The organism is Curtobacterium sp. PhB191, from assembly GCF_004346515.1.
Classification (GTDB): domain Bacteria; phylum Actinomycetota; class Actinomycetes; order Actinomycetales; family Microbacteriaceae; genus Curtobacterium.
The window spans coordinates 137,375-163,248 of record NZ_SMBV01000007.1 but is presented as its reverse complement, the minus strand read 5'-3'; the positions used below and the strand labels follow the sequence as shown (position 1 = coordinate 163,248).

At 70.8% G+C, this 25,874-nt stretch carries 22 protein-coding genes; 12 read left to right on the top strand and 10 right to left on the bottom strand.

Annotation, left to right across the window (positions count from 1 at the left end):
* Positions 1-47: 47 nt before the first annotated feature.
* The 4 genes from rsmA to rsmI form a co-directional block, all read right to left on the bottom strand.
* Positions 48-899: a 16S rRNA (adenine(1518)-N(6)/adenine(1519)-N(6))-dimethyltransferase RsmA gene (gene rsmA, locus EDF48_RS12960; protein WP_131880459.1), complete on the bottom strand. Its 852-nt coding sequence runs from the start codon at positions 897-899 to the stop codon at positions 48-50.
* On the bottom strand, positions 899-1,807 hold the full coding sequence (locus tag EDF48_RS12955; RefSeq protein WP_131880457.1) for a TatD family hydrolase: 909 nt from the start codon (positions 1,805-1,807) through the stop codon (positions 899-901). The genes rsmA and EDF48_RS12955 overlap by 1 nt, the downstream gene beginning before the upstream one ends.
* Positions 1,804-3,381 (bottom strand): methionine--tRNA ligase, encoded by a 1,578-nt coding sequence (gene metG, locus EDF48_RS12950; RefSeq protein ID WP_131880455.1) that lies wholly within the window; start codon positions 3,379-3,381, stop codon positions 1,804-1,806. The genes EDF48_RS12955 and metG overlap by 4 nt, the downstream gene beginning before the upstream one ends.
* 134 nt (positions 3,382-3,515) lie before the next feature.
* Positions 3,516-4,337, bottom strand: coding sequence for a 16S rRNA (cytidine(1402)-2'-O)-methyltransferase (rsmI, locus tag EDF48_RS12945; RefSeq protein ID WP_131880453.1), 822 nt, complete (start codon positions 4,335-4,337; stop codon positions 3,516-3,518).
* A 66-nt stretch (positions 4,338-4,403) separates the two neighbouring features.
* Here rsmI and EDF48_RS12940 point away from each other — a divergent pair, with 66 nt between their 5' ends.
* Positions 4,404-6,035 carry a phospholipid carrier-dependent glycosyltransferase gene (locus tag EDF48_RS12940; RefSeq protein ID WP_123938396.1) on the top strand — a complete coding sequence of 544 codons (1,632 nt, stop codon included), beginning with the start codon at positions 4,404-4,406 and terminating at the stop codon, positions 6,033-6,035.
* Between the two features lie 178 nt (positions 6,036-6,213).
* Here the strand turns inward: EDF48_RS12940 and EDF48_RS12935 are convergent, their stop codons facing one another.
* Positions 6,214-6,876, bottom strand: coding sequence for a TetR/AcrR family transcriptional regulator (locus tag EDF48_RS12935; protein ID WP_159574131.1), 663 nt, complete (start codon positions 6,874-6,876; stop codon positions 6,214-6,216).
* 169 nt (positions 6,877-7,045) lie between these two features.
* Between EDF48_RS12935 and EDF48_RS12930 the strand changes: the two genes are divergently transcribed.
* The 7 genes from EDF48_RS12930 to EDF48_RS12900 all read left to right on the top strand — a co-directional run bounded on the left by EDF48_RS12930 (position 7,046) and on the right by EDF48_RS12900 (position 17,642).
* Positions 7,046-8,587 carry an MFS transporter gene (locus EDF48_RS12930; RefSeq protein WP_123291813.1) on the top strand — a complete coding sequence of 514 codons (1,542 nt, stop codon included), beginning with the start codon at positions 7,046-7,048 and terminating at the stop codon, positions 8,585-8,587.
* 342 nt (positions 8,588-8,929) lie between these two features.
* Positions 8,930-9,802, top strand: a complete 873-nt coding sequence (locus EDF48_RS12925) for a rhodanese-like domain-containing protein (protein ID WP_165932391.1) — start codon at positions 8,930-8,932, stop codon at positions 9,800-9,802.
* 31 nt (positions 9,803-9,833) lie between these two features.
* Positions 9,834-10,901, top strand: a complete 1,068-nt coding sequence (locus EDF48_RS12920; RefSeq protein WP_131880447.1) for an NAD-dependent epimerase/dehydratase family protein — start codon at positions 9,834-9,836, stop codon at positions 10,899-10,901.
* Positions 10,902-10,903: 2 nt separating this feature from the next.
* Positions 10,904-11,443: an ATPase gene (locus EDF48_RS12915; protein ID WP_131880445.1), complete on the top strand. Its 540-nt coding sequence runs from the start codon at positions 10,904-10,906 to the stop codon at positions 11,441-11,443.
* Positions 11,444-11,533: 90 nt separating this feature from the next.
* Positions 11,534-13,378 carry a DUF255 domain-containing protein gene (locus EDF48_RS12910; protein ID WP_131880443.1) on the top strand — a complete coding sequence of 615 codons (1,845 nt, stop codon included), beginning with the start codon at positions 11,534-11,536 and terminating at the stop codon, positions 13,376-13,378.
* A gap of 18 nt (positions 13,379-13,396) precedes the next feature.
* Complete coding sequence (gene hrpA / locus EDF48_RS12905) at positions 13,397-17,254, top strand: ATP-dependent RNA helicase HrpA (protein ID WP_131880441.1); 3,858 nt, start codon at positions 13,397-13,399, stop codon at positions 17,252-17,254.
* 19 nt (positions 17,255-17,273) lie between these two features.
* Positions 17,274-17,642, top strand: coding sequence for a VOC family protein (locus tag EDF48_RS12900; RefSeq protein WP_123292292.1), 369 nt, complete (start codon positions 17,274-17,276; stop codon positions 17,640-17,642).
* Here EDF48_RS12900 and EDF48_RS12895 read toward each other — a convergent pair whose 3' ends face one another.
* Entirely contained in the window at positions 17,643-18,197 is a 555-nt protein-coding gene (locus EDF48_RS12895) for a YbaK/EbsC family protein (RefSeq protein ID WP_131880439.1), read from the bottom strand.
* Between the two features lie 40 nt (positions 18,198-18,237).
* Between EDF48_RS12895 and EDF48_RS12890 the strand changes: the two genes are divergently transcribed.
* Together EDF48_RS12890 and EDF48_RS12885 are read left to right on the top strand one after the other, a co-directional pair.
* Positions 18,238-18,930: a maleylpyruvate isomerase family mycothiol-dependent enzyme gene (locus EDF48_RS12890; RefSeq protein WP_131880437.1), complete on the top strand. Its 693-nt coding sequence runs from the start codon at positions 18,238-18,240 to the stop codon at positions 18,928-18,930.
* Positions 18,927-19,580, top strand: coding sequence for a CatA-like O-acetyltransferase (locus tag EDF48_RS12885; RefSeq protein ID WP_131880435.1), 654 nt, complete (start codon positions 18,927-18,929; stop codon positions 19,578-19,580). The genes EDF48_RS12890 and EDF48_RS12885 overlap by 4 nt, the downstream gene beginning before the upstream one ends.
* Positions 19,581-19,738: 158 nt before the next feature.
* On the opposite strand, the gene EDF48_RS12880 is transcribed toward EDF48_RS12885, so the two are convergent.
* The 3 genes from EDF48_RS12880 to EDF48_RS12870 are packed head-to-tail and all read right to left on the bottom strand — an operon-like array spanning position 19,739 to position 23,279.
* Entirely contained in the window at positions 19,739-21,361 is a 1,623-nt protein-coding gene (locus EDF48_RS12880; protein ID WP_131880433.1) for a hypothetical protein, read from the bottom strand.
* 5 nt (positions 21,362-21,366) lie between these two features.
* On the bottom strand, positions 21,367-22,293 hold the full coding sequence (locus EDF48_RS12875) for a carbohydrate ABC transporter permease (protein WP_123291805.1): 927 nt from the start codon (positions 22,291-22,293) through the stop codon (positions 21,367-21,369).
* Positions 22,290-23,279 carry an ABC transporter permease subunit gene (locus EDF48_RS12870; protein ID WP_235036018.1) on the bottom strand — a complete coding sequence of 330 codons (990 nt, stop codon included), beginning with the start codon at positions 23,277-23,279 and terminating at the stop codon, positions 22,290-22,292. Before EDF48_RS12870 ends, EDF48_RS12875 begins: the two co-directional genes overlap by 4 nt.
* A gap of 164 nt (positions 23,280-23,443) precedes the next feature.
* Here EDF48_RS12870 and EDF48_RS12865 point away from each other — a divergent pair, with 164 nt between their 5' ends.
* Together EDF48_RS12865 and EDF48_RS12860 are read left to right on the top strand one after the other, a co-directional pair.
* Positions 23,444-24,451, top strand: coding sequence for a LacI family DNA-binding transcriptional regulator (locus EDF48_RS12865; protein WP_131880431.1), 1,008 nt, complete (start codon positions 23,444-23,446; stop codon positions 24,449-24,451).
* Between the two features lie 61 nt (positions 24,452-24,512).
* A complete protein-coding gene (locus tag EDF48_RS12860) occupies positions 24,513-24,899 on the top strand; it encodes a VOC family protein (RefSeq protein WP_243698104.1) in 387 nt (128 codons plus the stop codon).
* Between the two features lie 173 nt (positions 24,900-25,072).
* Here EDF48_RS12860 and EDF48_RS12855 read toward each other — a convergent pair whose 3' ends face one another.
* Positions 25,073-25,819: an alpha/beta hydrolase gene (locus tag EDF48_RS12855; RefSeq protein WP_347812848.1), complete on the bottom strand. Its 747-nt coding sequence runs from the start codon at positions 25,817-25,819 to the stop codon at positions 25,073-25,075.
* Positions 25,820-25,874: the final 55 nt, after the last annotated feature.

Below are 25,874 nucleotides of genomic sequence, written 5' to 3'. Positions count from 1 at the left end.
ACGGTAACAAACATTCCGTATTTCGCCGATCCGAGACGGGAGACGAGCTACTCCGCAGCGGCCAGGACCGTCCGACCGAGCCGCACGAAGTCGTCGACCCCGATCGCCTCGCCCCGCGCCGTCGGGTCGATGCCCGCCGCCGTCAGGACCTCGGAGGCGTGGGCACTGCCGCCGAGCACACCGGACAGGCTCTGCCGCAGCATCTTCCGACGCTGCTGGAACGCCGCATCGACCAGGGTGAACACCCGCGACCGCAGCCGCTCGTCCCCCGGGGGCTCGTGCCGGTCGAACGCCACGAGCACACTGTCGACGTTCGGGACGGGCCAGAACACCTGTCGGCTGACGAGCCCGGCCGTGCTCCACGAGCCGTACCAGGCGGCCTTGACGCTCGGCGACCCGTAGACCTTGCTGCCCGGGCCCGCCGCGAGGCGGTACCCGACTTCGGCCTGCACCATCACGAGCGACCGCTCGATCGACGGGAAGGTCGCGAGCAGGTGCAGCAGCACAGGCACCGAGATGTTGTACGGCAGGTTCGCGACCAGGTGCGTCGGTTCGGTGTCGAGGTCCGAAGCGGCGACGGTCATCGCGTCCTGCTGCACGACCGTCAACGAGGCCTCCGGCTGCATCGCGCTCACCGTCGACGGCAACCGCGCCGCGAGCCGCTTGTCGATCTCGACGGCGGTGACGGGGGCACCGGTCTCGGTGAGCCCGAGCGTCAGGGAGCCGAGGCCGGGTCCGATCTCGAGCACCCGGGACGAGGGCGTCACGCCGGCGACCGACACGATGCGCCGGACGGTGTTGGCGTCGTGCACGAAGTTCTGCCCGAGCTTCTTCGTCGGGGTCACGTCGAGTTCGGCGGCGAGCTCCCGGATCTCGGCCGGGCCGAGCAGCGCGCCCACTACTCGTCCACCGTCACGGGCTCGGCGTCCCACGCACCGTAGACGAGCTCGGTGTTCGACGCGATCTGCGCGGCGAGCATCGAGGCATCGGTGCCGAGGGTCTCCGCCATCGACCGCAGGGTGATCGGGATCAGGTACGGGGCGTTCGGCCGGCCGCGGTACGGCGTCGGGGTCAGGAACGGCGCGTCCGTCTCGACCATGATCAGGTGCCGCGGCGCGACGACGAGGGCCTCGCGGAGCGGTGCCGCGTTCTTGAACGTCACGGTGCCGGCGAACGACATGTACCAACCGCGCTCGGCACAGAGCCGAGCCAGGTCGGGTCCGCCGGAGAAGCAGTGGAACACGGTGCGCTCCGGAGCCCCGACGCGGTCGAGCACCTCGACCACGGCGTCGTGCGCGTCGCGGTCGTGGATGGTCAGCGCGAGGCCGTGCTCCTTCGCGATGCGGATGTGCTCTTCGAACGAACGGATCTGGGCGTCGCGCCCGTCCTCACCGGTGCGGAAGAAGTCGAGCCCGGTCTCACCGATCGCCCGGACGCGGGGCAACGCTGCCAGCGCCTCGATCCCGGCGAGGTGCTCGTCGAGCAGCCCCTGCTCCTGCAGCGACGGCGCCTCGTTCGGGTGCAGTGCGACCGCTGCGAGCACGCGGGGTTCACGGGCGGCGATCGACGCGGACCACTGCGAAGTGGCGAGGTCGGTGCCGACCTGCACGACACCGCGGACGCCGACGCTCGAGGCACGGCCGAGGTGCTCGCGGTAGTCGAGCGCCCCGTCGCCACCGTCGGCGATCTCCATGTGCGTGTGGTTGTCGTAGACCGGGACCACGAGCGCCTCGGGCAGGGGCGGGTAGGTCAGGTCGCGCTTGGAGCCGTCCCCGTCGCCACGGGAGCGGAGGTGGGCGTCGGTCACGCGGCGCCCTGCTCCGCCTGCTCGATGCGCGGGAACAGCCCGCTCTCGAGCGCCACGACGTGCGAAGCACCCTGCCACTCGAAGGCACGATCGACTCGCTGCTCGGCGATCGAGCCGCCGGCACCGATCGACGCCCACAGCTTCTCGGTGGCCTTCGGCATCACCGGGGAGAGCAGGACCGCGACGGTGCCGAGCCCACGGAGCGCGGTGGTCAGGACGGTGCCGAGCCGCTCGCGGTTCGCGTCGTCCTTCGCCAGGGCCCACGGCTGCTGCTCGGTGATGTACCCGTTCAGGGCATCGACGAGCTCCCAGACGGCGGCGATCGCCTCGTGCGGGGCGAACGCGGCGATGGCTGCGTCGGCACGCTCGGTGACCGAGACCGCCAGGGCATCGATCGCCTGGTCCGACTCGGTCAGCGAGCCGCGCGCCGGCACTGCGCCGTCGAAGTACTTCTGCAGCATCGCGACCAGGCGCGAGGCCAGGTTGCCGAAGCCGTTCGCGAGCTCGGCCTGGTACCGCGCCGAGATGTCCTCCCAGCTGAAGTTGCCGTCCTGCCCGAAGGTGATGGCGCGGAGGAAGTAGTAGCGGAAGGCGTCGGAGCCGAAGGTGTCGGTGATCTCCGACGGCGCGATGCCGGTCAGCTTCGACTTGGACATCTTCTCGCCCCCGACGAGCAGCCAGCCGTGACCGAAGACGCGCTCGGGTACAGGCAGGCCGGCAGCCATGAGCATCGCCGGCCAGATGACCGCGTGGAAGCGGGCGATGTCCTTGCCGACGATGTGCACGCTCGGCCACAGGCGCTTGAAGGCCTCGTCGTCCTCGGTGCCGTAGCCCAGCGCCGTGACGTAGTTGAGCAGGGCGTCGAACCACACGTACAGGACGTGGTCGCTGTCCCACGGGATCTTGATGCCCCAGTCGAAGCTGGACCGCGAGATCGACAGGTCGCGGAGGCCCTGCTTCACGAACGAGATGATCTCGTTGCGGACGCTCTCCGGCTGGATGAACAGCGGGTTCGACTCGTACAGGTCGAGCAGGCGCTGCTCGAAGTCCGACATGCGGAAGAAGTAGTTGCGCTCGGACAGCACCTCGACCGGGATCGAGTGGATGGCACAGACCTGCTGCCCCTCGTACGCACCGGTGCCGGGGACCAGGTCGCTCGGCTGCTTGTACTCCTCGCAGCCCACGCAGTAGAAGCCCTCGAACTCGCCGGCGTAGATGAAGCCGTCGTCGTAGAGCTTCTGCAGGAACGCCGTCACACCGCGCTCGTGGCGCTCGTCGGTGGTGCGGATGAAGTCGTCGTTGGCCACGTCGACGGTGTCGAGCAGCGGCTTCCACGCCTCGGTCACGAGTCGGTCGGCCCACTCCCGGGGCGTGACCTCGTTCGCCGAGGCGGTGCGCAGGATCTTCTGTCCGTGCTCGTCGGTGCCGGTGAGCAGCCAGGTGTCGTCACCCCGCTGCCGGTGCCAGCGCGCGAGGACGTCCGCGGCGACCTCGGTGTAGGCGTGCCCGATGTGGGGCACGTCGTTCACGTAGAAGATCGGCGTGGTGATGCTGAACGAGGACCCGGCGGACATGCGGACCATCCTACGGGCGCGCGGAACCCGGATGACGCGCGCGGCGGTGGACTGTGGAAAACCGGATCCGGGAGGCCCGTGGCGGGCCCGCCCCGCGCCTCCAGACCGGCCGACGCGAACGTGACGAGCCCCGCTCAGCGCGCCGCGAGCGCCCCTTCGTACAGGTCCCGCTTCGACAGCCCGGTCGCGTCCGCGACCGCCGCTGCGGCCTCCTTCATGCGCATGCCGGCGGCCACCCGCTCGAGCACGAGGCGGACCCCGTCGTCGAGCGTCGCCTCCTCGGTGGCCTCGGCGGCACCGGCGACGACGATGCAGATCTCGCCCCGGACCCCCTCTGATGCCCACGTGACGAGCTCGTCGAGCGGACCGCGCCTGACCTCTTCGTACAGCTTCGTGAGCTCACGGCAGACCGCGGCACGACGGTCGCCCCCGAACCCGACGGCCATGTCGGCGAGCGTCTCGGCCAACCGGTGCGGCGACTCGAAGAAGACCATCGTGCGCTGCTCCCCCGCGAGCGCCTGGAACGCGCGGCGACGCTCCCCGCCCTTGCGCGTCGGGAACCCCTCGAACGTGAAGCGGTCCGTCGGCAGTCCGGAGACGGCGAGCGCCATGAGCACCGCCGACGGGCCGGGCAGTGCCGTGACCGTGACGCCAGCGGCTGCCGCTGCCTCGACGAGCGGGAAGCCGGGGTCGCTGATCGCGGGCATGCCGGCGTCGGTGAGGACCACGACGTCCTCGTCACGAGCGAGCTCGACGACCTCGGACGCCTTCGCCCGTTCGTTGTGCTCGTGCAGGGCGATGAGCCGCGGACGGTTCTCGATGCCGAGGGCACGCATGAGGTGGATGGCGGTCCTGGTGTCCTCCGCCGCGACCACGGTGGCGCTGGAGAGGGTCTCGACGAGACGGCGCGAGGCGTCCCCGAGGTTGCCGATGGGGGTTGCTGCGAGGACGATCACGCCACCCATTGTCGTCGCAGCGGGGTCGCAGCGCGGACATGCGGTCGATCCGTAGGATGCTCAACGATGACCAGCGAGCTGACCGACGACCGCACGGCCGTGTCCGACGGGCCGGTCGGCTCGCGCCTCGACGACTGGTGGGGGCGGGTGCTCTCCACCGCCCAGCGCGTCGCGGTGTGGCGCTGGGCCGGACCGATCGCGGTGACGCTGCTCGCCGCCGTGCTGCGCCTGGCGAACCTGGGGAACCCGCACTCCCTGGTCTTCGACGAGACCTACTACGTCAAGGACGGCTGGTCGATCGTCCACCTCGGCTACGAGGGCACCTGGCCGGCGAACCCGAGCAGCGACTCCGCCCCGACGACCGACGACCGGTTCTCGAGTGGTGAGACGGACATCTTCACCAGCGCCGCGGAGTTCATCGCGCACCCGCCGCTCGGCAAGTACCTGATCGGGCTCGGCATGCTCCTGTTCGGGGCGGACAACTCGTTCGGCTGGCGGTTCGCCGTCGCCGTGCTCGGCATCGCGACGGTGTTCCTCACCGCGGTGATCGCCCGGTCGCTGTTCCGCTCCACCCTGGTCGGCACGCTCGCCGGCGGCCTGCTCGCGATCGACGGCCAGGCCATCGTGATGTCCCGCGTCACGCTGCTCGACGGGATCCTGACGTTCTTCGTCGTGCTCGGGTTCGGGGCGCTCCTGCTCGACCGGCGCCGGAGTCAGCGGCGGCTCGACGACTGGGTCGCCGAGCGCGTCGCCGCCGGCCGGGACACCCTGTGGGGGCCCGTGCTCTGGTGGCGTCCGTGGCTGTTCGCGATGGGGCTGACGATGGGGTTGGCCACCGCGACGAAGTGGTCGGGGATGTACTTCCTGGCGTTCTTCGCCGTGTACTCCGTGCTGAGCGACATGATGATGCGCCGCCGTGCGGGGGTCGAGTTCTGGTCGTCCAGCGCGCTGCTGCAGCAGGCCCCCGTGTCGTTCCTGCTCACCGTGCCGATCGCCGCCGTCACCTACGTCGCGTCGTGGACCGGCTGGTTCGTGTCGAAGGACGGCTGGGACCGGAACTGGCTGGCCTCCGGCGGCGAACGCTGGACCGGATTGCTCCGGTGGGTGCCGGACAGTCTGCAGAACTGGTGGCACTACCAGTCGGAGATCTACAACTTCAACATCGGGCTGCACACGCCGCACTCGTACCAGGCGAACCCGCTGCTCTGGCTCGTGATGCAGCGGCCCACGTCGATGTTCTACGTCGGGACCGATGCCGGCCAGGACGGCTGCTCGGCGAGCCGCTGCGGCGAGGCGATCACCGGCGTCGCGAACCCGTTCATCTGGTACGCGGCGGTCATCGCGACCGTGGCGCTGCTCGTGCTCTGGATCCTGCGCCGACAGTGGCAGTACGGCTTCGTCCTGCTCGGCGTCGCCGCGGGCTACCTGCCGTGGCTGATGTACGTCAACCGGACGGTGTTCCAGTTCTACACGATCGCCTTCGAGCCCTTCATGGTGATGGCGCTGGCGGCGGCGATCGGGTTGGTGCTCGGGTCACGGACCGATCCACGGCCCCGACGGACCCGGGCGATCGTGTGGGTCGGCGTGTACCTGGTCGTGGTGGTGCTCGCGTCGGCGTACTGGTACCCGATGTGGACCGCGATCCAGGTGCCGTGGGACTTCATCCGGTCGCACTACTGGCTGCCGAGCTGGCTGTAACGCGCGTCGAGTTTCGGCCCGTCGCGCTGGTCGCGACTGGCCCGGCGCCCTGGTCGTGACCGGCCCGGCGCACTGGTCGCGACCAGACCGCCGGACGGGAGGCACGGGTCGACTCCGCCACGGGCCTCCAATCCGCAGTCGGTTGGCACCGGAGCCGCGCGCGGTCCGCGGGGACGCGTCAGGACTGCGCGTGCAGCGCGCGCTCGATGGACTCACGGTCGAGCGGGTCGCCGACCATGCTCGGCGCGGTCCGGGTCTGCGGCAGGACGCCCTCGATGAGGAGTTCGGCGTACCGGCGCCAGGCGTTCGGGTCGTGCTCGCGGGTGGCGTCCGCGACGGCCCCCACCATGGCGGTGAGCATCGGGAGGTCGCGGTAGTCGAAGCCGGCGCGGACCACCCCGGCGGTCTCGGCCCGACCGATGATCGCGGAGACCTGGCGTTCCAGCCGGTCACGCTCCTGCACGATCGACGGACGCGCCTTGCCGGCACGCACGATGGCGTCGGCGAGCGCACGGTCGCGGGCGCGGAACTCGAACACCCCGGTCAGGTAGACCCGCAGGGCCTCGCGCGGGTCGACGACGTCGGCGGCGCGGGCTGCTGCGTCGTTCATCGCCTCGAACTTGGTGGCGAGCAGCGCCTCGATCAGGGAGTCCTTGTCGGCGAAACGTCGGTACACGGTGCCGACACCGACCCCCGCTTCGTGCGCGATGTCGTTCAGGGTGACCGACAGCCCGCGCTCCGCGAAGCACTTGCGAGCGGTCTGCAGGATCAGCTCGCGGTTGCGTGCCGCATCGGCGCGCAGCGGGCGCTCGAGGTCGGGCGCGGACTCGGTGGTGCTCACGATGCCGAACCTAGTTGAACTTTCTGGGAATAAGTGGATGCGGACCTTCCGTTTCGGTCTACACTGTCGACAAACGGATGCCGCGCATCCGTTTGACACCTCCCCTCTTCGAAACGCCCGACGGTGCGCGCTTCGTGCTCCCCCTCCAACCTTCTCGAAGGAGGCTGCCGTGACGGCAGAACACACCGTGCCGACCCCCACCGGGGCAGCACCCACGACTTCTGGCACCACCCCCGCCAAGAGCAACCACCGCTGGATCGCCCTGGCGGTCATCGCCCTCGCCCAGCTGATGGTCGTGCTCGACGCCACGATCGTGAACATCGCGCTCCCCTCGGCCCAGGCCGACCTGGGGTTCGGCACCGACCAACGCCAGTGGATCGTCACCGCGTACTCGCTGGCGTTCGGCTCGCTCCTGTTGCTCGGCGGGCGCCTCGGCGACCTGTTCGGCCGCAAGAACACGTTCATCATCGGACTGGTCGGCTTCGCGGTCGCGTCCGTGCTCGGCGGCCTCGCCGACTCGTTCGGCCTGCTCGTCGCGGCCCGCGCCCTCCAGGGTGTCTTCGGCGCCCTGCTCGCACCGTCCGCGCTCGGCATGCTGACCACCACGTTCCGCGACCCGAAGGAGCGCGGTCGTGCGTTCGGCATCTTCGGCTCGATCGCCGGTTCCGGTGCGGCCATCGGCCTGCTCCTGGGCGGCGTGCTCACCGAGTACGCGTCGTGGCGCTGGTGCCTCTACGTCAACGTCGTCTTCGCCGTGCTCGGCGTGATCGGCGCGCTCGTGTTCATGGAGAAGCCGCCGAAGGTCGATCGCCCGCGCATCGACGTCGCCGGCGTCATCACCATCACCGCCGGTCTGGTCGGCGTCGTCTACGGGTTCTCGAACGCCGAGACCAACGGCTGGGACTCCCCCGTCACCATCGCGATGCTCGCCGGTGGCGTCGTCCTGATCGCCGCGTTCGTGTTCATCGAGACCCGTGTGGCGCACCCGCTGCTGCCGCTGCGGGTCGTGCTCGACCGTGACCGCGGTGGGTCGTTCATCGCGATCGGCCTGGTGGCGATCGGCATGTTCGGCATCTTCCTGTTCCTGACCTACTACCTCGAGCAGACCCTCGGGTTCAGCTCGCTGCAGACCGGTCTGGCCTTCCTGCCGATGCCGCTGTCGATCATGATCTCGGCGACGCAGATCGGTGGGCGACTGCTGCCGCGCATCGGCCCGAAGATCCTGATCTTCGCCGGTGGCCTCGTCGCCGCGATCGGCCTGCTCCTGCTGCTGCGCACCGACCTGGACAGCTCCTACGCGGGCACCGTCCTGCCGGCGCTGATCGTCATCGGGCTCGGCATGGGCACGATCTTCTCGTCCGCGATGAACACCGCGACCACCGGGGTGGCCCGAGCCGACGCCGGTGTGGCCTCGGCGACGGTGAACACCATGCAGCAGATCGGTGGCTCGATCGGCACGGCGCTGCTGTCGACGATCTTCGCCGACGTCGTGAAGAACAGCCTGACCGGGCTGTCGGCGGCACCCACGAAGCTGCAGCAGGCGCAGGCCACGCTCGACGGCTACCACGTGGCGTTCGGCATCTCGGCCGGCGTGCTCGTGCTCGTCGCCCTCGCGGGTGGCCTGCTCATCAACCGGCAGTCGGTGCGGCTCGACCGACTCGCACACGCCGCGTCCACGACGACCGGGAGCATCCCCGCCGCCGCACACTGACGCGTCAGCTCGTCCGAACGGCCCGTCCTGGTTCTGCCGGGGCGGGCCGTTCGTGCGTGTGTGTGGGGCGGGGTGCGGGCGGGGCGGGGCGGGGCGCCGGCGGGTGCGTGCGGGGCGGGTGCCGGGTCGCGCGGGTTTTGCGACGTTCCACGAGTCGTTCAACGCGTGGATCGTCGGAACATGCACCCGCAGTCATTGCGTGTGCATGTTGCGACGAACCACCGGTCGAACAACTCGTGGATCGGCGGAACATGCGCACGCACCAGCCACCACACGCGCCCCGGTTGCGCAGTGTGTCGGTTTCCCTGTCACCCGTCAGTGGTCCGCATTATCGTGTGCGGCATGGCCCCCGTCCTGACCTCGCCGCTCGTGTCGACGCAGTGGCTCGCCGACCACCTCGGTGGTGACGAGCTCGTCGTCCTCGACGCCTCCGTGCACACGGTGGGGACCGGCCTCGAGACGATGTGGCACTCCGCGGTCGCCTCCTACGAGCAGCGCGGGCACGTCCCCGGCGCCCGCTTCGCCGACCTCGTCGACGCGTTCTCCACGCCGGGCGCCGAGGTGCCCTTCACCCGCCCGAGTGCCGAGCGGTTCGAGGCAGCTGCTGGCGACCTCGGCGTCACGAACACCTCGACGGTCGTGGTCTACGACGACAGCATCGGCGAGTGGTCGGCGCGGCTGTGGTGGATCTTCCGGTCGTTCGGCTTCGACTCCGTCGCGGTCCTCGACGGCGGGTTCACGAAGTGGCGCGACGAGGGCCGGCCGGTCCGCGTCGGTGCACTGCGCCATTCACCATCGCCGGCGAAGGCGCCCGACGACGACAGCGCCTTCCTCGCCGGTGAAGAACGCCCGCTCTGGGCCGACCACGCCCGTGTCCGCCGAGCAGTGACGGGTGAACAGCCCGCGGCACTGGTGTTCGCGGCGCCCGCAGCGGCCCTCGGCGACGACCACCCGCCGATCATCCCGGGGAGCACCCCGATCACCGTGGACACCCTGGTCGACCCGGACACCAACGCGTACCTGCGCGGGCCGAAGCTCGCCGAGGCGTTCGCCGCGGTCGTCGGCGAGGACGAGATCGTGACGTACTGCGGGGTCGGCAGCGCCGCGTGCGTCGATGCCCTGGCGCTGACCGTGCTCGGCCACGACAAGGTCACCGTGTACGACGGCTCGCTGCTGGACTGGTGGCGGCACGAGCCCGAGGCCATGGCGTCCTGACGACGACGCGCGCCCCGGCTAGCGTTGGCGCATGAGCTCCAGACGCGCGGTCATCCTCGGCGGTACCGGCGGGATCGGTTCGGCCGTCGCGCGTGAACTCCTCGACGCCTCCGGGCGGGGCGGCGACGACTGGCAGGTCGACGTCATCGCGCGCCGCGGTGGCCCGGCAGCCGATTCCCTCACCGCCCGCGGCGCGACCTTCACCGCGGGTGACCGCCGCGACACGAGCACCCTGCGCGACCTCCTCCGCCCCGGCGCGGACCTGCTCGTCGACACCGTGGGGCTGACCCGCGACGACGCGACGCAGCTCCTGCCGTTCCTCGACGACGTCGGTTCCAGCGTCTTCGTCTCCTCGCGTGCGGTCTACGTCGACGACCAGGGCCGGCACGCGAACTCGACGGACAAGCCGGTCTTCGGCGCCGCGGTCACCGAGATCCAGCCGACCGTCACGGCGGGCGACGGCGACCCGACCAGCCGTGACGGCTACGGCGCGGCGAAGGTGGCGTCCGAGCAAGTGCTGCTCGACCACGGCGCCCCGGTCACGGTGCTGCGCCCGTCGAAGGTCTACGGCGTCGGCATCGGTCGACCGCGAGAGTGGTTCGTGGTCCGCCGGGTCCTCGACGGCCGGGAACGCATCCTGCTCGCCGACCACGGCCGCGGTGTGGACCACACGACGGCGGCGAGCGGCATCGGCTCGCTCGTCCGACTGGTCGCGGACGCTCCGGACCGGCGCATCCTCAACGTCGCCGACGACACCGCTCCGACGGCGCTCGAGATCGTGCGGACCATCGCTGGACACCTCGACCACCGGTTCGACGAGGTCCTGCTCGACGCCGACGCCCCTGCCTTCGTCGGCACCACCCCCTGGTCGTCGCCGTCACCGTTCGTCCTCGACACGACGGCGGCACGCGCGCTCGGGTGGCAGCCGCCGACCTTCGCGGCCGCGGTCCTGCCCGAACTCGACTGGTTGGTGGAGACGGCGCAGTCCACACCGGCTGACGGTGACGTGCCGTGGGCCGACGACCCGTTCTGGGAGCGCATGTTCGACTACGGCCCCGAGGACGCTGCCCTCGCGCTCCTGTCGCTGGGCCTCGGGTGACGGTGCCGAGCACGCCCCGCTCCGAGGTCCTGTTCATCGGCGGGCGGTCCGGTGTCGGCAAGTCCACCGCTGCCGAGGCGCTGCACGACCTGCTCGTCGCCGCGGACGTGCGCCACGCGGTGATCGAGGGCGACCTGCTCGACCTGGCGCACCCGGCACCGCACGTCGAGCACCCCGAGGCGCGGCTCGCGGAACGGAACCTCGCCGCCCTGTGGACGTCCTACCGCGAGCTCGGCCACCACCGGCTGGTCTACACGAACACCGTTTCCGTGCTCGAACACGAGCGTCTGGCGGCCGCCATGGGCGACGACCCCGTGGTCACGACGGTCCTGCTGCGCGCGGCGGACGGTCCCACCGCCGAGCGGCTGGCCCGACGGTCGGGTGGCGAGGTCCCGCAGGCGCAGCTCGCGCACAGCACGCGGACGGCCGGGAGGCTCGACTCGGCTTCCGGGGACACGGTCACCCGGGTGGACACGGACGGTCTCACCCCCACCCAGGTCGCACAGCGTCTCGCCGCGTTGACGGGGTGGCTCCCCCGCTGACCGTCCCGCTGCGGCCTGTGGACTCCGCGATCCGTCCACAGATCGCCTCCGTCGCTGGCCCGCTCAGTCGCCACGGGGCACGCTGGAGCCATGAACGACAACCGACTCGGCACCTCGGTCAGCCCGTACCTCCGGCTGCACGCCGACAACCCCGTGGACTGGCGCGAGTGGGGCCCCGAAGCCTTCGCCGAGGCACGTGAGCGCGGCGTCCCGGTCCTGGCGTCGGTCGGCTACGCCACGTGCCACTGGTGCCACGTCATGGCGCGTGAGAGCTTCGCCGATCCGGAGATCGGTTCACTGCTCCGCCAGGACTTCGTCGCCGTCAAGGTCGACCGCGAAGAACGTCCCGACGTCGACGCCAGCCTGATGGCCGCCGCGAGCGCGTTCACGCAGCAGCTCGGGTGGCCCCTGACGACGTTCCTGACGCCCGAAGGCCACGTGTTCTTCGCCGGCACCTACTTCCCGCCGACCCCCGTCGGTCAGGTGCCCGCGTTCCGGCAGATCCTGGCGGCGGTGCTCGATGCGTGGACCGAGCGGCGGCACGAGGTCGACGCGAACGCCGCGGCCATCGCGACGGCGATCCGGCAGGGGGCCGAGGCGGACGCGACCGCCCGCGCTGGCGAGGGTGCTGGCGGAGCAGCCACGGGCCTCCCGTCCGCCGACAGCATCCGGGCCGTCACCGGTCAGCTGTCGCAGGCAGAGGACACCACCTACGGTGGTTTCGGCGGTGCTCCGAAGTTCCCGAGCACGCCGCTGCTGGAGTTCCTCGCCGACGCAGCACGCGACGGCGATGCCGAGGCCGACGGCCTGCTGGACCGGTCGCTCCACGCGATCCGGGCCTCCGAGTTGACCGATGCCGACGGCGGTGTCTTCCGGTACGCCACCAAGCGCGACTGGAGTGTGCCGCACTACGAGCGGATGCTCTACGACAACGCCGGACTCCTCGCGGTCGCCGGCGCCGAACAGGCGCGCGGCATCGCGGACTTCCTGCGCGACACCCTGCGCCAGGACGACGGGGCGTTCGTCGCCGCGCAGGACAGCGAGTCCACGATCGACGGCCAGCGGGTGGAGGGCGAGTGGTACCGGCGGCCGCTGTCGGAGCGCGCGCTCCTCGAGCCGCCACCACTCGACGACCAGGTCCTGACCGGTTGGAACGGCCTGGCGATCCGCGGACTCGCGATCGCCGGTGACCGCCATGACGACCCCGAGATGATCTGCCTCGCCCGGGATGCGGCCGATGCGCTGCTGCGGTCGCACGTGCGTGACGGGCACGTCGTGGTCCGCTCGAGCACGCCTCGCGGCGCGTCAGCAGCACCGGCGACCATCGAGGACGTCGGACTGCTGGCCGAGGGTCTGCTCGAGCTCGCCCTGGTGACCGGCGAGGTCACCTACGCCGTGACGGCTCGTTCCCTGGTCGACGACGGCCTGGCGAACCGGTTCGACGTCGACGCCGTGCTCGCCGGAGCGGGCACGGCGACCGGGGAACAGCCGCAGACCGCGATGCGCTCCGGCACGGTGGCGCTGGCCGCAGCGGCAGCCGGCCTCGCGGCGTTGACCGGGGACTCCGCGTACCGGACAGCGGCGGCGCGGTTGGTGGCCGACCGCGCGACGACGGGTACCGAGCGACCGCTCGGGCACGCCGACGCCCTCGGTGTCGCACTCGGCTTGCAACGGCCCTCGCGCGAGGTCGTGGTCGTGACGTCGGACCCGCACGACCCACTCCGCGATGCCGTCCGCGCCGCGCGCCGACCCGGCACGGTCATCGCTCGTGTGACCCCGACGCAGGCTGCGGAGTGGTCAGCTGCGGGGTTCGAACTGTTCGAGGCACGGGACGCACTCGACCCGGCTGCGTACGTCTGCCACGACCGCGTGTGCGCCCTGCCCGCTCGGTCCGCAGGAGACCTGGCCGCCGGGCTCGCAGCACCGGCGGCGTGACGGTATCCTGGAATGCTCATGTCTCCCACGCCGCCAGTCATCACGTACCCGCCCGAGCTGCCGGTCTCGCAGCGGCGGGACGACATCGCGGCTGCCATCCGTGACAACCAGGTCGTCATCGTCGCGGGTGCCACCGGCTCGGGCAAGACCACCCAGCTGCCGAAGATCTGCCTCGAGCTGGGGCGTGAGCACATCGGGCACACCCAGCCCCGCCGGATCGCCGCTCGCACCATCGCCGAGCGCGTGTCAGAAGAGCTCGGCAGCGAGCTCGGCGACCTCGTCGGCTACCAGGTCCGGTTCACCGACAAGGTGTCGTCGAACACCCGCATCAAGCTGATGACCGACGGCATCCTGCTGAACGAGATCCACTTCGACCGCGACCTGAAGCGGTACGACACGATCATCATCGACGAGGCGCACGAGCGGTCGCTCACGATCGACTTCCTGCTCGGCTACCTCAAGCGGCTCCTGGTCCGGCGACCCGACCTCAAGCTGATCATCACGAGCGCGACGATCGACCCCGAGTCCTTCTCGAAGCACTTCGGCGACGCCCCGATCATCGAGGTCTCCGGGCGGACCTACCCCGTCGAGATCCGGTACCGCCCGCTCGTGTCCGAGGACGCCGACGACACCGATGAGGACGACGAGACCGATTCGCGCACGGCCGACCGCGGCGGGGCGAACGGCGCCGACGACCGCGACACCCTGCAGGGGATCACCGACGCGTTGGACGAACTCGCGCGGGAAGAACCCGGCGACGTGCTCGTGTTCCTGTCCGGCGAGAACGAGATCCGCGACGCGCAGGACGCGATCGAGGGCAAGCGCTACCAGGGCACCGAGGTCCTGCCCCTGTACGGCCGGCTCTCCGCCGCCGACCAGCACCGCGTCTTCGACCGACGCACCACGCCGGGGATCCGCCGACGCGTGGTGCTCGCCACCAACGTCGCCGAGACCTCGCTGACGGTGCCCGGCATCAAGTACGTCATCGACACCGGCACCGCGCGCATCTCGCGGTACTCCCCGCGCGCCAAGGTGCAGCGGCTGCCGATCGAGGCGATCTCGCAGGCCAGCGCCAACCAGCGTTCGGGTCGAGCGGGCCGCACGAGCGCCGGCATCGCGATCCGGCTCTACTCCGAAGACGACTTCGAGCGTCGCGACGAGTTCACCGACCCCGAGATCCTGCGGACGAACCTCGCCGCGGTGATCCTGCAGATGATCTCGCTCGGGTTCGGCGACATCGAGTCGTTCCCGTTCCTGCAGCCACCGGACTCCCGCGGCGTGAAGGACGGCCTGGACCTGCTGCGCGAACTCCGTGCCGTCGACAAGGACGGCCGGATCACCAAGTCCGGACGACAGCTCACCCGGCTGCCGATCGACCCGCGGCTCGGCCGGATGGTGCTCGAGGCCGGGCGCCAGGGCGTCGGTCGCGAGGTCGTCGCCGTCGTCAGTGCCCTGAGCATCCAGGACCCCCGCGAACGCCCGCTCGAGAAGCGCGCCCACGCCGACCAGATGCACGCCCGCTTCGCCGACCCGACGAGCGACTTCCTCACCCTGCTCGCGCTGTGGAACTACATCGAGGACAAGCAGGACGAGCTGTCGTCGAGCGCGTTCCGCCGGCTCTGCAAGGCCGAGTTCCTCAACTACCTGCGCATCCGCGAGTGGCAGGACCTCTACCGCCAGCTCTCCCGCGCCGCGAAGCAGGTCGACGTCCGCGTGGGGCAGTCCCGCTCCGAGGACGGCGACGCGGTGCACCGGTCCCTGCTCGCCGGTCTGCTCAGCCAGATCGGGCTGCGCGACCGCGAGAAGCGCGACTACCTCGGCTCGCGGAACACCCGGTTCGTGGTGTTCCCGGGCAGTGTGCTCGCGAAGAAGCAGCCCGACGCGGTGATGGCGGCCGAACTCGTCGAGACCAGTCGACTGTTCGCACGGACCGTCGGCCGGATCGACCCCGCCTGGGTCGAGCCCCTCGCCGGTGACCTGCTGAAGCGCACCTACGGCGAACCGCACTGGGAGAAGAAGCAGGGCGCGGTCGTCGCCTACGAGCGGGTGACCCTGTTCGGCGTCCCGATCGTGCAGCGGCGCCGCGTGCAGTACGCCCGGATAGACCCGGAGCACTCGCGCGAGCTCTTCATCCGCCACGCCCTGGTCGAGGGCGAGTGGGAGTCGCAGCAGGCGTTCGACCGTGCCAACCGGAAGCTCCGCAAGGAACTCGAGCAGCTCGAGGAGCGCACGCGCCGGCGCGACATCCTGCTCGACGACGAGAACGTCTACGAGTTCTACGACGCCCGCATCCCCGCCGACATCGCGACGACCCGCGACTTCGAGGGGTGGTGGCGGACGACGCGCCGCGACCAGCCGGACCTGCTCACGATGCGCAGGGCGGACCTCCTGGACGAATCCGCTGCCGAGGCAGCGGAGGACGACGTCGAGTACCCGACCCAGTGGCGGAGCGGCGACCAGCGACTCGCGATCCAGTACCGCTTCGAGCCGGGCGCGCAGGACGACGGCGTCAGCGTGCAGGTGCCGCTCGCGCTGCTCCCCCGCATGCGCGAAGAGGGCTTCGACTGGCAGGTCCGCGGCCTCCGCAAGGAGCTCGTGACCGCTCTCATCAAGTCGCTGCCGAAGCAGATCCGCAAGAACGTCGTACCCGCCGCCGACTGGGCCGAGAAGATCGTCGCCGAGCTGCCGGACGACGCCCCGACCGAGCCGACCGAGTCGTTCCGCGCGACCCTGGCCAAGGCGATCCAGCGTATGACCTACGTCCCGGTGTCGGAGTCCGACTTCGACCTGGCCCGCGTGCCGTCGCACCTGCTGCCGACCTGGGCGGTCGTCGACGAACGTGGTCGGCGGGTCGAGGCCGGCAAGGACCTGTCGGTCCTGCAGACGAAGCTCAAGGACCGCACGCAGCAGAGTGTCGCCTCCGCCACGGTGCGGGCTGCGGGACAGCCAGGAGGCGCGGCTCGCGTCGCCGCCGCCGGTGGCGGTGCCGGGGTGGAACAGTCCGGCCTCACCACGTGGCCGGCCCAGGACCTGCCGCAGACCCTCGACACCAAGCAGGCCGGTGGTGTCATCCGCGCCTACCCGTCCCTGGTGGAGGAGGGCTCCGGCCCGAAGGCGACCGTCGGCGTGCAGTTGCTCGCGACGCCGTCCGACCGGCAGGTGCGCATGCCCGCCGGGGTCCGTCGCCTGGTGATGCTCGCGGTGCCGTCGCCGGTGTCGTACATCCAGTCGCACCTGACCGCGCAGGAGAAGCTCGCACTCGCGGCGAGCCCGTACGTCTCCACGAACGCACTCTTCGACGACGTGCTCGCGGCCGTCGTCGACGCGGTGATCCGTCGCGCTCACCCGGACGGGCTCGTGTTCACGAAGGCCGCGTTCGAAGCGGTTCGTGACGCCGTGTCGGCGACGGTCGTCGACACGATGTTCACGGCAGTGTCCGAGCTCGCTGCCGTGCTCCTCGCCCAACGGTCCGCCGAACGAGCACTCAAGCAGGCGAACTCGATGTCCCTGCTCGGTGCGCTGACGGACATGCGCCAGCAGATGGAGCGTCTCGTCTCCCCGGGGTTCGTCTCCGTCGCCGGGACCGACCGGCTCCGGCGCATCCGGGTCTACCTGCAGGGCATCGAGGCGCGCGTGCAGAAGCTGCTGCAGAACCCCGGGCGCGATGCCACGTGGATGCGCGAGGTCACCGTCGCGACCGACCGCTACGTCGACGCTGGCGGGGCCTTCCCGCCGTCGGTCGGTTCGCACCCCGAGCTCGTGCACGCGCGGTGGATGCTCGAGGAGTTCCGCCTCAGCCTGTTCGCGCAGGAACTCGGCACCGCTGAGACGGTGTCGCTGCAGCGGATCACGAAGGCCCTGACCGCAGCGCGCTGATCGGTCTACCGTGACGGCCATGATCGGCACACTCGACATGGTGGTCCTGGACTGCGCAGACCCTCGCGGCCTCGCGCGCTTCTACGCGGAGCTGCTCGGCGGCGAGATCGTCGGCTTCGACGAGGACTGGGCGGAGGTCGCGCTCCCCTTCACCGACCAGCGGCCGCTCCTGGCGTTCCAGCAGGTCGAGGACTACCGCGCACCCGAGTGGCCCGGCCAGCTCGTCCCGCAGCAGAGCCACCTCGACGTGAAGGTCGAGGACCTCGACGACGGCGAGGCAGCGGTCCTGGCGATCGGTGCGACCGCGACGGGCTCGGCGACCCCGACGTTCCGCGTGTACCTCGACCCGGCGGGCCACCCGTTCTGCCTCATCCGCCCGAACGACTGATCAGGCTTCGGTCGCGAGCCCCTCGGTCGCCAGGCCCTCGACGACCTGCACACCCGGCAGCGCTCCGAGGACGGTGCCGGGCAGGAACACCTTCGCGCCGCGTCGTCCGGCTCCGATCACCGCGTCCGGTGCATCGAGCACGCGGGAATCGACGTACACCGGCCAGTCGGAGGGGAGCCCGATCGGGGTGATCCCGCCGTACTCCATGCCCGTCAGCTCCACGGCCTGGTCCATCGGCGCGAAGCTCGCCTTCCGCACGTCGAGCAGCTTCCGGACGACACGGTTCACGTCGAGGCGGGTGTGGGCGAGCACGACGCACGCGGCGAACCGGACGTCCTCGCCGCGCTTGCCCGCGACGACGATGCAGTTCGCCCCGCCGTCGAGCGGGAAGCCGTAGGCCTCCGAGAACGCGGCGGTGTCGGCCAGGTCGGGGTCGATCGGAGCTGCCTCGATCCGTGCGGCGACATCGGCGGGCAACGCGGCGAGCGCTGCGGCCACCGGTGCGGCCAGCAGTTCCGGGGCGGTCAGGGCAGGAACCCGTTCGAGCGTCGGCATGGCTCCACCCTAGGGAGCACCTCGTGACCATGCTGGCTCCATGTCGACGTACGACACCCACCTCACCGCCCTCGCCGGAGCAGCGCAACGGTTCGACGACGTCCTGCGGTCCGGCGACCGCGCGGCACCGGTGCCGTCGTGCCCTGGTTGGTCCGTCGAGGACCTCGGGGTCCATCTGACCGACGTGCACCGGTGGGCGCTCGGGCAGCTGACCGGTGCGGAGCCCGCACCGCTCGCGCACGACGACCTCGCGGACCGCTTCCGCACGGGAGCCGACGAACTCGTCGCGGCGCTCCGGGCACGCTCCTCGGACACCCCGTGCTCGGCGATCTACCCGCCGGACACGGCCGCGACCTGGGCACGTCGCCAGGCGCACGAGACCGCGATCCACCTGTGGGATGCGCAGCGGGCGCTGGGAGTCGAGCCGGGCCTCCCGGTCGAGCTGGCGACCGACGGCGTTCGTGAGGTCGTCGGTGACCTGTACCCGCGTCAGGTGCGGCTCGGCCGCATCGCGGCGCTGGCGCGGACCGTCGTGTTCGCGTTCTCCGACGCACCCGGCGAGGCCTCGCTCGACGGCGCGGACGGTGGCGACGCCGCCGTCATCGTCACTGGTCGGGCGGAGGACGTGCTGCTCCTCCTGTGGAAGCGACGGGCGCTCGTCGAGGTCGCGTTGACGATCGACGGTGAGCGGGCAGCACTCGACGCCGCACTCGCGACCAGACTGGTGCCATGACGGAGATCCGACCGATCGACCTGGACACCTGGCCCCGCCGCGAGCACTTCGAGCACTACCGGCAGCGTGTGCAGTGCACCTACGAGGTGACCGTCGACGTCGACGTCACGGCCTTCGTCGCAGCGGTCCGCACGAGCGCGGCGAAGACCTACGCGTCCCAGATCTGGGCGATCGCGACCGTCGTCAACCGCCACGCCGAGTTCCGGATGCAGCTGCTCGACGACGGCTCCCCCGGCGTCTGGGACGTCGTGCACCCGATGTTCACGGTGTTCCACCCGGACACGGAGACCTTCTCGGCGTTGGTCGTGCCCTACGACGAGGACCCCGGCCGGTTCCACGCCGCCGCGGTCGACACGATGGAGCGGTACCGGGACGACGTCCGGATGTTCCCGCAGGACGACCGGCCCCGGAACGTGTTCGACGTCTCCACCTTCCCCCGCACGTCGTTCACCGGGTTCGCGCTGCACGTCCGCGACGGGTACGACCACCTGTTGCCGATCATCACGCTCGGCAGGTACCGGACGGAGGGTGACCGCACCGTGATGCCGCTGGCGCTGCAGATCAACCACGCGGCGGCCGACGGCTTCCACACCTCGCGGTTGGTCCAGGAGCTCGAGGACCTGTTCGCCGATCCGTCGTGGCTGGTGTGAGCGCGCCGCGCTGACGGACGGGAGGCCCGTGGCGGACCCCGCCACGGGCCTCCCGTCCGCTCGCCCCGAGTCCAGGGCCGCGCAGGACGCCGTCGTGTGCGCGAGACGCCGGCAAACGGCGCGGCGTCTGGGCGCCACACCACGCGACGACGAGCGCGTCAGGACGACCGCGCTGCCGACGCCTGCTGGTTCTCGCGGCGGATCGCGTCACCGCCCCGGCGACGCCACTCTCGCACGGTCCCCTTCCACGACGACACCTTCGCCCGCCCGAGCAGCACGTCGTTGATCGCGTTCGTCGCGAAGGTGCCGAGGGCCGGCCCGGTCGTCGAGTTCGTCGGCGAGTACAGGCCGTAGGCGGGGTTCGGAAGCCCGCGGTCGACCCACGACGACAGCGACTCGTAGACGGTGTCCGTCATCGTCGGGTTGCCCGAGTAGTACAGCGGCAACGGGCACTCGGTGAAGTACTGCAACGGGAACTCGCCGAGCGCGGTCTCGCTGTTGCCCGTCTTGGTGAGGACCGGCGATCCGTCGCGGTACTCGAAGTCGCGGCCCTCGATGCCGAACTTGCGGTACATCCAGGCCTCGGTGCCGAAGGGCGACGCGCACCAGTTCAGGACCTCGAGGAGCATCTTCACGCGGTCCTCACCACCGGCGGCGACGGCCGCGATCGCGTTGTTCGGGTCGCCGAGCCACGGCTTCGACTCCGCTCCGGACGGTCCGACGAAGGGGGCGATCGTCAGCTCGAAACCGCTGCCCGGGGTGGCCTGCTGCAGCAGTCCGGGGATGGCGCTGTACGTGTCGGAGAGCATGAGGGCGGAGCCCTGCACGAACCAGACCTTGCCGTTGTAGGCGGTGATGCTGTCCGGGTGGACGAGGTCCTCGGCGATGAGCTTCCGCGACACCTCGAGCAGGTCCTGGTACTCGTCCAGCTCGTACATGTGGGTGAACCGGCCACCCTCGACCTGCCACTGGTTCGGCAGCCCGAGCATCGGACCGAGGATGTTCGTCGGCACCGAGGCGAGCGCCCACCGGTTGCTGTGCGGGTCCGAGACGTCGCGGCAGACCTGCACGAACTCGTCGACGCTCGAGAACGCGGGGTCGACGCCGAGGGCTTCGAACCGGTCCTGCCGGCGGTACAGGGCCTGCGACGTCAACGGTCCGCGCGGGACGGGGACGCCGTAGATGCCGCCGGAGAAGACGGTGCCGCGCCACGACGCGGTCGGCAGGTTGGCGAGGTAGGGGTAGTCGCGGACGCCACTGCCGGACAGGTGCGGACTGAGGTCGGCGGCCTTGGCCTCGAGGAACTGCGGCAGGTACGGGAACGACCCGAACACCGTGAACACGTCGCCGAGGGTGTCGCCCGCGACCTGCGTGGCGAACTTGTTGCCGAAGTCGGCGTTCGGCGTGATGGTGAGGTCGAGGTCGATCCCCATCCGCTGGTCGAGCCCCTGCCAGTACGGGTTGCTGCCCTTCGAGGGCGGCACGGGCGAGTTCGTCGGCACGCTGCCGTGCACGGTCGAGCCGTCGCCGGGCTTGCCGTCGGTGGGCACGAGCGACGCCGGGATCTTCCGGAAGGCGCTCGGCATGAGGGCGCTCGTCTTCGGGAACGCCGGCTCCGGCCCGCCGGCCCACGGCACGTAGTCCGGCAGCGTGACCGCCTGGTTGATCGCCTTGACGTCGGTCGAGCGGGTCACGGTGGAGCAGCTGGCCAGGAGGCCCGTGGCTGCGACCCCGAGACCGCCCGCGATGAGCGCGCGGCGGGTGATTCCGTTGTTCGTCACGCTGGTCAGCCCTTCACCGCACCGGTCAGGACACCCTTGGCGAAGTGCCGCTGCAGGAACGGGTAGACGATGAGGATCGGCACGATCGAGACGACGAGGATCGCCATCTGGATCGAGGCCTGGGGTGGGAGGGCATCGGCGGACGCCCCGAGGTCGGCGCCGCCGAGCTGCGCGTTGTTGATCACGTAGGTGCGGAGCACCAGCTGCAGGGGCCACTTCGCGGTGTCGTTGATGTAGAGCAGCGCGTTGAAGAACGCGTTCCAGTACCCGACGGCGTAGAACAGGCCGATGACGGCGAGGACGGCCTTCGACAGCGGCAGCACGATCCGCCAGAACACCGCGAAGTCCCCGGCACCGTCGATGCGTGCCGACTCGAGGAGCTCCTGCGGGATCGCCATGAAGAACGACCGCATCACGATGACGTTGAAGGCGCTCAGGGCGGTGGGCAGGATGAGCGCCCAGTACGAGTCGAGCAGCCCGAACTGCTTGACGACGAGGTAGTTCGGGATGAGGCCGGGCGCGAACAGCAGGCTGACGAGCACGAGGCCGAGCACGGCGCCCGACCCGTAGGAGCCCGGACGGCTGAGGGCGTAGGCGAGCATCGCGCTCACGAACAGGCTGATGAGCGTGCCGACGGTGGTGATGCCGATGCTCACGACCAGGGCCCGGGTGACGACACCGCCGGCGAAGATGCTCTCGTAGGCGCTGAGGTCGAAGCCCTTCGGCCACATCACGAACCCGCCGGCGTCGTTCACCTGGCTGGTGGGTGCGAGGCTCGTCGACACGATGCCGACGAACGGCAGGATCACCACGAGGCAGATCACGAGCAGGACCGCTCCGGTGAGCAGCCGTCCGGGCAGCGGAGCCGCGTCCGGGCCACCGCGCTTGCGCTTCTTCGCCCGTGGGACGGTCACGGTGTGCGTGGCGGTCATCGCGACTCCTTCTGGTAGACGCCCGCTTCACCGAAGACGTGCGCGAGCTTGTTGGCGCCGAGCACGAGCAGCACGCCCACGACGCCCTTGACGAGTCCGACGGCCGCGGCGACACCCCACTGCCCACCGAGCACGCCGTTGTTGTAGACGTAGGTGTCGAGGACCTCGCTGGCGGCACGACCGACGGCCTGCTGCTGCAGGATGATCTGCTCGAAGCCGACGGTGAGCGAGTCGCCGAGCCGCAGGATGAGCAGCAGGATGATGATGCCGCGCATGCCGGGCAGGGTGACGTGCCACAGCTGGCGCCAGCGCGAGGCGCCGTCCATCTTCGCCGCCTCGTACAGGCTGGCGTCGATCGAGCTGAGGACGGCGAGGAACAGGATCGTCGCCCAGCCGGTGTCCTTCCAGATCACCTGGCTGGTGAGCAGGGCGATGAACCCGTCGGGGTTGCCGAGGAAGTCGATCGCGTCACCGCCGGCGGCACGGATCGCGTTGTTCACGAGCCCGGAGCCGCCGAGGATCTGCTGGAACACCGCGACGACGATCACCCACGACAGGAAGTGCGGCAGGTACAGGATCGACTGCACGACGCCCTTGATCCGCTCGGACAGCAGCGAGTTGAGCATGAGCGCCAGGATGATCGGCGCGGGGAACACGAACACGACCTGCACGAGGGTGATCACGAGGGTGTTCCGGAGCGCGCCGAGGAACTCGCCGTTGCCGTCGAACACCACCGAGAAGTTCTCGAACCCGACCCAGGGGCTGCGGCCGAGCGGGACGAACGGCAGGTACTCCTGGAATGCGATGAGGTTCCCGAGCAGCGGCAGGTAGTGGAACCCGAGCAGCAGGGCGACTCCCGGCAGGCCCATCAGCAGCAGCACCCGGTCGCGGCGGATCCGCTGCCACGTGCTCCGTCGGCGGAGCCCGGGGTCGGGTGGTGGTGCGGTGTGCGCGGTGGTCGTCGCGCGGACGTCGAGCTTCGTCACTCGGTGGCCTCCTCCGTTGGATTCCTGCAGCGACCCTGGCGTGCGGAGTTACAACGTGGCAATCCGTTGCCAAACGTTTCCATCGTTGTAACGCTCCAGTGAGCGCACACCCGCAGCCCCGCACGACGACTCCACCGGAGACCGGCCGCGCTACGCTCGTCCCGATGCGCGCAACCGTGCGGGACGTGGCCACCCTCGCCGGGGTGTCGCCGAAGACCGTCTCCAACGTCATCAACGGCGGCGTGGTGGTGCGCCCGGAGACCCGCGAGCGCGTCGAACGGGCCGTCGCCGAACTCGACTACGTGCCGAACCTGTCCGCCCGCGGGCTGCGGAACGGCCGCTCCGGTGCGATCGCCCTGACCCTTCCCGAGATGGCCAGCGCCTACTCCGCCGAACTCGCGCAGTGGTTCGTCGAACTCGCCCGCGAGCGCGGATGGGTCGTCCAGCTCGACCAGACCGGCAACGACCCGGCCCGCGAGCGCGAACTCGTCTCACGAGCCCGCGCCCACCTCGTCGACGGCCTCGTGCTCAACCCGGTCTCGCTCAGCGCGAGCGTCCTGGCCTCGACCGAGGGGCTGCCGCCGACCGTCGTGATCGGCGAGGTCGAACCCGAGCACGTCGACCAGGTGCACGTCGACAGCCGGGCCGCCGCCGAGCAGGTCACCGCCTACCTGGTGTCCCGGGGCCACCGCCGGATCGCGGTCGCCGGTGCCGCCCGGGCGTCCGAGCCCACCGCCACCAGTGAGCTGCGGGAACGTGGGTACCTCGCCGCACTCGCCACCGCCGGGATCGAACCGGACCCCGCACTGCGGGTGCCGCTGCCGTCCTGGACGACGAGTTCGGCAGCGACGGCGTTCGCAGCCTGGCTCGACGAGCACCCCCTGCCCGACGCCGTTTTCGCGTTCACCGACTCGATCGCCTTCGGCGTGCTGCACGTCCTGGCCGCCCGAGGTGTCCGCGTCCCCGAGGACGTCAGCGTCATCGGGTTCGACGACATCGACGGTGCGGCGTACGCGATCCCCGCGCTCAGCACGGTGTCGTTCGACCGGCGGGCGTTCGCGACGGCAGCACTCGACCTGCTGACCCGACGGATCGAGGACCGGAGCCTGCCGCCCGAGACCGTGGTGGTGCCGCACCGCATCGTCGAGCGCGCGAGCGTCGCCGACCGCTGACCGCTGATCGCTGATCGCTGACCGCTGATCGGTGGTCGCTGATCGGCGTACGCTCCGCCGCATGACCAGCGAAGACGCCTCGATGCCGACGCTCGCCGCGACCGTCCTGCAGTCCCCGGAGCCGATCGCCCTCGCCCGGTTCTACGGCGCCCTGACCGGGTGGACCGTGTACGAGGACGACCCGACCTGGGCCCGCATCCGCCCCGCCGAGGGCCCCGGTCTGTCCGTGCAGTACGAGCCCGAGTACGTCGCGCCGACCTGGCCCGGCACCGCCGACGCCCCCGGCATGCAGCTGCACCTCGACTTCCAGGTGGAGGACCTGCCGGCAGCCGTCGCCCGCGCCGAGGAGCTCGGTGCCACACAGGCCGCGTTCCAACCGCAGGACGACGTCCGGGTGCTGCTCGACCCCGACGGGCACCCGTTCTGCCTGTTCCTGCCCGGGGCCTGAGGCAGGTTGGCCGCGCTCTGAGGTTCCACAACATGCCGGGTGATCTCCGTCGAGGTTCCGAACTGCGGCGATCCGAGCGCCGACATGCCGAGATTTCGGAACCTCGGGAACGAGACGAGACGGGGACGGGACGGGCGCGGGGACGGGACGGGGAGAGACGGGACGGGCGCGGCTCAGGCCGGGGTGGCGGCCGCCAGGACCGCGGCGCGCGTGCGGGCGTCACCGAGGATCCGGAAGTGCCCGCCCACCGGCAGCCGCACGTTCGTCGCCCCGGACAGTTCACTGCCCTCGGGGATGAGCGTGTCGAACACCCCGTAGACCGAGGTGATGCGGGCGTTCGCGTCGAGCTCCCGCGCCAGTCCGGCCAGCACGGGGTCGGCCGCCCGGAACACCCGCAGGTGCCGTACCGGAGCCAGTCGCGCGTAGCCCGACCCGGCGAACGGCGTCGACACGGCGACCATGCGGTCGATGCGGCCGTGGTCGTCGAGCTGGGTCATCGCGTACTTCCCGATGAGCCCGCCCTTGCTGTGCGCGAGCACGAGCACGTTCCGCAGGTCGTGCTCCTCGAGGTACGCGAACACGTCGCGCGCCGAGTCCGGCACCGGCCGCAGGTTGTGCCGCAGCACCGGCAGCACGTGCACCGGGTGCCCGCGGTCGTGCAGGGCGTCCATGAGCGGCCGCATGAAGTGCCAGGTCTCGTAGACGCCGGGGATCACCACGACGGGCTGGCCGTCGCCGGTCCGGTAGTCGTCAGCGGTGGTGGGCCCGAGGCTCCGCACCTGCCACGAGATCGCGTACCACCAGTCGAGTGCGGCCCACCTCGCGCGTCGCACCAGCGGGATGCCGGGAGGCACGGGTCGACCCGTGCGCGTCGGCTCCGTGCGGAACGTGGTCGGGTCCGTCTCCAGCTCATCGCGCACGCCCCGAGGGTACGCGGCGGTTCGCAGCACTGCGTCAGGCTCGTCATCGGCTGCA

Excerpts from the sequence above, each read along its gene's own strand:
- EDF48_RS12900 (WP_123292292.1), top strand. The coding sequence starts at position 17,274 with ATGATCGGCACACTCGACATGGTGGTCCTGGACTGCGCAGACCCTCGC.
- EDF48_RS12885 (WP_131880435.1), top strand. The coding sequence starts at position 18,927 with ATGACGGAGATCCGACCGATCGACCTGGACACCTGGCCCCGCCGCGAG.
- EDF48_RS12920 (WP_131880447.1), top strand. The coding sequence starts at position 9,834 with ATGAGCTCCAGACGCGCGGTCATCCTCGGCGGTACCGGCGGGATCGGT.
- EDF48_RS12940 (WP_123938396.1), top strand. The coding sequence starts at position 4,404 with ATGACCAGCGAGCTGACCGACGACCGCACGGCCGTGTCCGACGGGCCG.
- EDF48_RS12875 (WP_123291805.1), bottom strand. The coding sequence starts at position 22,293 with ATGACCGCCACGCACACCGTGACCGTCCCACGGGCGAAGAAGCGCAAG.
- EDF48_RS12860 (WP_243698104.1), top strand. The coding sequence starts at position 24,513 with ATGACCAGCGAAGACGCCTCGATGCCGACGCTCGCCGCGACCGTCCTG.
- metG (WP_131880455.1), bottom strand. The coding sequence starts at position 3,381 with ATGTCCGCCGGGTCCTCGTTCAGCATCACCACGCCGATCTTCTACGTG.
- EDF48_RS12865 (WP_131880431.1), top strand. The coding sequence starts at position 23,444 with ATGCGCGCAACCGTGCGGGACGTGGCCACCCTCGCCGGGGTGTCGCCG.
- EDF48_RS12910 (WP_131880443.1), top strand. The coding sequence starts at position 11,534 with ATGAACGACAACCGACTCGGCACCTCGGTCAGCCCGTACCTCCGGCTG.
- hrpA (WP_131880441.1), top strand. The coding sequence starts at position 13,397 with ATGTCTCCCACGCCGCCAGTCATCACGTACCCGCCCGAGCTGCCGGTC.
- EDF48_RS12890 (WP_131880437.1), top strand. The coding sequence starts at position 18,238 with ATGTCGACGTACGACACCCACCTCACCGCCCTCGCCGGAGCAGCGCAA.
- EDF48_RS12895 (WP_131880439.1), bottom strand. The coding sequence starts at position 18,197 with ATGCCGACGCTCGAACGGGTTCCTGCCCTGACCGCCCCGGAACTGCTG.
- EDF48_RS12925 (WP_165932391.1), top strand. The coding sequence starts at position 8,930 with ATGGCCCCCGTCCTGACCTCGCCGCTCGTGTCGACGCAGTGGCTCGCC.